3 protein-coding genes and 3 pseudogenes are annotated in these 5,741 nt (G+C 57.1%); 5 read left to right on the top strand and 1 reads right to left on the bottom strand.

Translation table 11 applies throughout. The features are described 5' to 3' along the window. Nucleotides 1-102: 102 nt before the first annotated feature. From MKL35_RS13485 to yfdX1, 5 genes and pseudogenes are all read left to right on the top strand, one after another. Nucleotides 103-1,034 (top strand): annotated as a pseudogene (locus MKL35_RS13485) (IS5 family transposase). Between the two features lie 92 nt (nucleotides 1,035-1,126). Then, nucleotides 1,127-1,288, top strand: a complete 162-nt coding sequence (locus tag MKL35_RS13480; protein WP_004642278.1) for a hypothetical protein — start codon at nucleotides 1,127-1,129, stop codon at nucleotides 1,286-1,288. Between the two features lie 52 nt (nucleotides 1,289-1,340). Next, complete coding sequence (gene clpK / locus MKL35_RS13475) at nucleotides 1,341-4,190, top strand: heat shock survival AAA family ATPase ClpK (protein WP_004882738.1); 2,850 nt, start codon at nucleotides 1,341-1,343, stop codon at nucleotides 4,188-4,190. 129 nt (nucleotides 4,191-4,319) lie between these two features. Further along, a complete protein-coding gene (locus MKL35_RS13470) occupies nucleotides 4,320-4,604 on the top strand; it encodes a hypothetical protein (RefSeq protein ID WP_224223043.1) in 285 nt (94 codons plus the stop codon). 76 nt (nucleotides 4,605-4,680) lie between these two features. Further along, a pseudogene (yfdX1, locus tag MKL35_RS13465) lies at nucleotides 4,681-5,046 on the top strand (heat resistance protein YfdX1); the annotation flags it as partial. A 148-nt stretch (nucleotides 5,047-5,194) separates the two neighbouring features. On the opposite strand, the pseudogene MKL35_RS13460 reads toward yfdX1, so the two are convergent. Beyond that, nucleotides 5,195-5,741: pseudogene (locus MKL35_RS13460) on the bottom strand (IS5-like element ISAba13 family transposase); the annotation flags it as partial.

Genomic DNA, 5,741 nt, shown 5'->3' with positions numbered 1-5,741 from the left:
AGGTAGGACATTTCTACTTAGGAATAACAATCGTTTGTAAGCCCAAAGGGCTTTGTTGCACAAACCTATCTGTAAAGGCTTTTTCAGCGATATAATTTTCAAATGAAGAAGCCTACACAGAAAATCTACCGCACAACCAATTGGCCCGCATATAACCGAGCACTCATGAGTCGCGGAAATATTGCCATTTGGTTTGATCCTGCTACGCAATGGTATGCGCCATCAAAAGGCAAACAAGGGCGAAATCAAACCTACTCCGACGCAGCCATCCAATGCTGCTTAATGATTAAATCCTTATTCCGTCTGTCTTTACGTATGGTCACTGGCTTTGTGCAAAGTCTGATTAAACTTTGCGGATTAAATTGGATAGCGCCAGACTACACTACAATTTGTAGACGAAAACAGCATATTGATATTGCAATCAGCTACCAAAAAAGTAGCGATGGGCTGCATCTACTCGTAGACTCTACAGGCATGAAGTTTCTAGGTGAGGGCGAATGGAAACGCAAGAAACATGGAGCTGAATATCGTCGCCAATGGCGTAAACTACAATTGGTATAGATGCCAAAACCCTACAAATACGCGCTATTCAGCTCACAACCAATAATGTCAGTGATTCACAGGTGCTTGGTGATTTACTTAATCAGATTCCACAAGATGAGCAGATTGACTCTGTTTATACCGATGGAGCTTATGACACCAAGCAATGCCGTCAGGTCATTGCAGATCGGCAAGCACATGCGGTGATTCCACCTAGAAAAAATGCGAAACCATGGAAAGATACAAAGAGTAGCTCGCTAGAGCGAAATGAATTACTTCGAACAGTTAAACGTTTAGGCAGGACATTATGGAAAAAATGGTCAGGCTATCATCGCCGCAGTTTGGTGGAAACCAAGATGCATTGCATCAAATTATTAGGCGATAAATTAATGGCAAGAAGCTTTCCTAGTCAGGTGAATGAAATTCATGCACGTGTAGCAGTCCTCAACAGATTTACGGAATTAGGTCGACCACTTACCCAAGTTACGCCTTAAATTTGGCTCAATTAGGGGCGCTTTGCATTTCAAATCTTTGTGTAACAAAGTCGCTGTACATTGACTCTTGATATTTTTTCCTGGTAAGCGCAATGTCTTACAAAGTCTTGCAAGGATTTCCTTGGCCGGAACCGCAAAGCGACGCGATTGGAGAGGGCGAAATGAAAGCGCACCTACAGGTGATTTTCACGCTCGATCCCGATCAACGGCTGACGCGGGGCAGCGCGTTTTTCTCAAAAAACAAAAAGAGATGAGGCACCGTGATCGTCGGTGCCTCGTCAGATCAATCTTTACAGGAGCATCAGTATGGACAGAAAACAATGCCAGGTCTGCAGCCAACCCGCCACCGTGCGGGTGGAAGCCAATCTCAACGGTCGTCACAGCACCATGCTGTTGTGTGACGACCATTACCGTCAACTGGTGCGCCAGCAAAAGCGCACCGTCTCGCCGCTGGAAGCCTTGTTCGGCTCGCGCAGCGGCCTGTTCGAGGACTTCCTCGGCAGTGACTTCTTCCGCATCGGCGACGACGCGACGCCGATGGCCGCCGATACCGATGACGTGGTCGATGCCTCGTTCGGCGAGCCCGCCGCCGCAGGTTCGGGTGCGCCGCGCCGTCGCGGCAGTGGTTTGGCCAGCCGCATCAGCGAACAGTCGGAAGCCCTGCTGCAGGAGGCCGCCAAACACGCTGCCGAATTTGGCCGCGCCGAGGTGGATACCGAACATCTGCTGCTGGCGCTGGCCGACAGCGACGTGGTCAAGACCATCCTGGGTCAGTTCAAGATCAAGGTCGATGACCTCAAGCGGCAGATCGAGTCCGAGGCCAAGCGCGGGGACAAGCCGTTCGAGGGCGAGATCGGCGTGTCGCCGCGCGTGAAGGATGCGCTCAGCCGCGCTTTCGTGACCTCCAATGAACTCGGCCATTCCTATGTCGGTCCGGAGCACTTCCTGGTCGGTCTGGCCGAGGAAGGCGAAGGGCTGGCCGCCAACCTGCTGCGCCGCTACGGCCTGACGCCGCAGGCGCTGCGCCAACAGGTCAGCAAGGTGGTCGGCAAGGGCGCCGAGGATGGCCGCGCCGAGACGCCGACCAACACGCCCGAGCTGGATAAATACTCGCGCGACCTCACCAAGATGGCGCGCGAGGGCAAGCTCGATCCGGTCATCGGCCGTGCGCAGGAGATCGAGACCACCATCGAGGTGCTGGCCCGGCGCAAGAAAAACAACCCGGTGTTGATCGGTGAGCCCGGCGTCGGCAAGACCGCCATCGTCGAAGGGCTGGCGCAGCGCATGGTCGCCGGTGAAGTGCCCGAGACGCTGCGCGACAAGCGTCTGGTGGAACTCAACATCAACGCCATGGTGGCCGGCGCCAAGTACCGCGGCGAGTTCGAGGAGCGCGTGCAGAGGGTGCTCAAGGAAGTGACCGAGCACCAGAGCGAGATGATTCTCTTCATCGATGAAGTGCACACCATCGTCGGTGCCGGCCAGGGTGGCGGCGAAGGCGGGCTGGACGTGGCCAACGTGTTCAAGCCGATGATGGCGCGCGGCGAGCTGAACCTGATCGGCGCCACCACGCTCAACGAGTATCAGAAGTACATCGAGAAGGACGCCGCGCTGGAGCGTCGTTTCCAGCCGGTGATGGTGCCCGAGCCGACGGTAGCGCAGACCATGATGATCCTGCGCGGCCTGCGCGACACCTTCGAGGCGCACCACAAGGTCAGCATCACCGAGGATGCGATCATCGCCGCCGCCGAGTTGTCGGACCGCTACATCACCGCGCGCTTTTTGCCTGACAAGGCCATCGACCTGCTTGACCAGGCGGCCGCACGCGTGAAGCTGTCGGCCACGGCTCGCCCAGTGGCCGTACAAGAGCTGGAGTCCGAACTGCACCAGTTGCGGCGTGAGCAGGACTACATGGCCTCGCGCAAGCAGTACGACAAGGCCGCCGAGCTGGGCAAGCGCATCGAGGCAAAAGAGGCCGAACTCAAGAAGTTCATCGAAGATTGGGAGCGCGAGCGCGCCTCGGGCAGCGCCGAAGTCAAGGCCGAGCATGTCGCGCAGATCGTCTCGCGCCTGACCGGCATTCCGGTCAACGAGCTGACGGTGGAAGAACGCGAGAAGCTGTTGCATCTAGAACAGCGGCTGCACGAGCGCCTGGTGGGCCAGGACGAAGCGGTGCGCGCGGTAGCCGATGCCGTGCGGTTGTCGCGCGCGGGGCTGCGCGAAGGCGGCAAGCCGGTGGCGACTTTTCTGTTCCTCGGGCCGACCGGCGTGGGCAAGACCGAGCTCGCCAAGGCGCTGGCCGAGTCCATCTATGGCGATGAAGGTGCGCTGCTGCGCATCGACATGTCCGAGTACGGGGAACGCCATACCGTGGCACGCCTGGTGGGCGCGCCTCCGGGTTATGTGGGCTATGACGAGGGCGGCCAGCTCACCGAGAAGGTGCGTCGCAAGCCCTACAGCGTGTTGCTGCTGGACGAGATCGAGAAGGCTCACCCCGACGTCTACAACATCCTGCTGCAGGTGTTCGACGACGGGCGGCTCACCGACGGCAAGGGCCGGGTGGTGGATTTCACCAATACCATCATCATCGCCACCTCGAACTTGGGCTCGGACATCATCCAGCGTCGGCTGAAGGCCCGTAGCGCCGCCGGCGAGGAATACGAGAAGACCAAGTCCGAGGTGATGGACGTGCTGCGCGGACACTTCCGCCCCGAGTTCATCAACCGCATCGACGAGATCATCGTCTTCCATGCGCTGGGCAAGGAGGAGATCCGCCATATCGTCGGCCTGCAGCTCGATCGTGTGGCCCGCAACGCCGCCAGCCAGGGCGTGACGCTGACCTTCGATCAGACCTTGATCGACCACTTCGCGCAGGAAGGCTACAAGCCCGAGTTCGGCGCGCGTGAACTCAAGCGCCTGATCCGCAGCGAGCTGGAGACGGCACTGGCGCGCGAGATGCTGGGTGGCGGTATCGGCAAGGGCGATCACGCCAGCGCCCGCTGGGACGACAAGGCCGAACGGGTGGTCTTCGAGCGCCAGGAGCCACCCGCGAAGCCGGCTGAGCCTGAAAAGCCCGATGCCGCGAACGTGGCCGAGACGCCGCCGAGCGACGCGAGCAAGCCTGCGCGCAAGAAGAAGTCAGCGGACGGCGAATCTTGAGCGATGGGAGGCTGTCGTGTCCGACCCCAATGGGCTGACATGGGCAGCCACCCTCGTGTCGCTGGCGGTCGCTGTCCCCACAGCGGGGCACGCGGTCATCTACAAGCGTGACCCTCGATCGGCCACGCTGTGGGTACTCTGATCGCCTTGTTGCCGCTGGCCGGTTCGCTGCTGTATGTGCTGTTCGGCATCAACCGTTACCAGCGGCGGGCGCGGCGGCTCTTCCCGGGGGCAGATCCTGCTATTCGGCAGGATCTCTCGCCCACGATGCCCGAGGCTGTATCGCCGCCACTTGCCGGTCTGGCCCACCTGGTGGGACGCGCCACCGGCCAGTCGCTGACCCGCGGCAACCGCATCGAGCCGCTCGTCGATGGCGAGCAGGCCTACCCGGCCATGCTCGCTGCCATCGAATAGGCGCGGAACAGCGTCGCGCTGGCTTCGTACATCTTCGACGGCCAAGGCATCGGGGCGCAGTTCGTCGATGCGCTGAGCCGGGCTCATCGACAGCGGCAAGATCGACAACGCCAAAGCGGAACTCGCCCGAGCACTGAACACCCTGGTGGTGACCTCGGTCGCCTTTCCTCTGCCCGTGCTACGGGCCGAAGCCGCGATCGCAAAAGCTGAAAAGCTGGCCGAGACCGACAAGCGCGATGCCAAGCAGAACGAGGAGCTCAGCACCTTGCTGTCGTCCGTGCGCACGGAGATTGAGATGGCGCAGATCCTGGGTTATGGCAAGAAGGCGGACTTCAAACCCATCTTCGATCAGGTGAAGTTCATTGAGCAAAAGTCGGCTGGTGGCAAAAGCGGCAAGGGATGGTTCGACGAGTTGAAGACGCGCATCCAAAAGCTGTTTTGAGGTGATGAAGGGACTGACTGCTCTGTCGGTCAGTCTCGCGATGTTCGCATTCAGCCCCAATAGATTCGCCTATTTTCACTATCTCATACGAGGTATGGCTTTGTTGCACAAAAATTTAAAAGTTAAGACTTCTCATATCTACTCAAATTTAAGTGACAACTCGGGTATGTGGTCTGCCTAAGTCCGTAAATTTATTTAATACTGCCATACGTGCATGAATCTGATTGACTTGGCTTTGAAAATTTCTCGCACTGAGTTTATCCCCTAATAATTTGATGCAATGCATCTTGGTTTCAACCAAACTTCGCCGATGATAGCCTGACCATTTCTTCCAAATAGTTCTTCCTAAACGTTTAACTGTTCGAAGCAACTCATTGCGTTCTAGCGAGCCCATCTTTTTATCTTTCCATGGCTTCGCATTTTTTCTTGGTGGAATCACTGCATGTGCTTGCCGATCCGCAATGACCTGTCGGCACTGTTTGGTATCATAAGCTCCATCGGTATAGACGGAGTCAACTCTCTCATCTTGTGGAATCTGATCGAGTAAATCACCAAGTACCTGTGAATCACTCACATTGCTGGTTGTGAGCTGAACAGCGCGTATTTGTAAGGTTTTAGCATCTATACCAATATGTAATTTACGCCATTGGCGACGATATTCAGGCTGATGTTTTTTACGCTTCCATTCACCCTCA

Source organism: Acinetobacter sp. AOR41_HL, assembly GCF_027854645.1.
Classification (GTDB): domain Bacteria; phylum Pseudomonadota; class Gammaproteobacteria; order Pseudomonadales; family Moraxellaceae; genus Acinetobacter; species Acinetobacter nosocomialis.
Note: the sequence above shows the minus strand (reverse complement) of the source record. Positions and strands in the feature narration are given on the sequence as shown.

Coding starts and splice junctions, on each gene's coding strand:
- MKL35_RS13480 (WP_004642278.1), top strand. CDS start 1,127: ATGTCTTACAAAGTCTTGCAAGGATTTCCTTGGCCGGAACCGCAAAGC.
- clpK (WP_004882738.1), top strand. CDS start 1,341: ATGGACAGAAAACAATGCCAGGTCTGCAGCCAACCCGCCACCGTGCGG.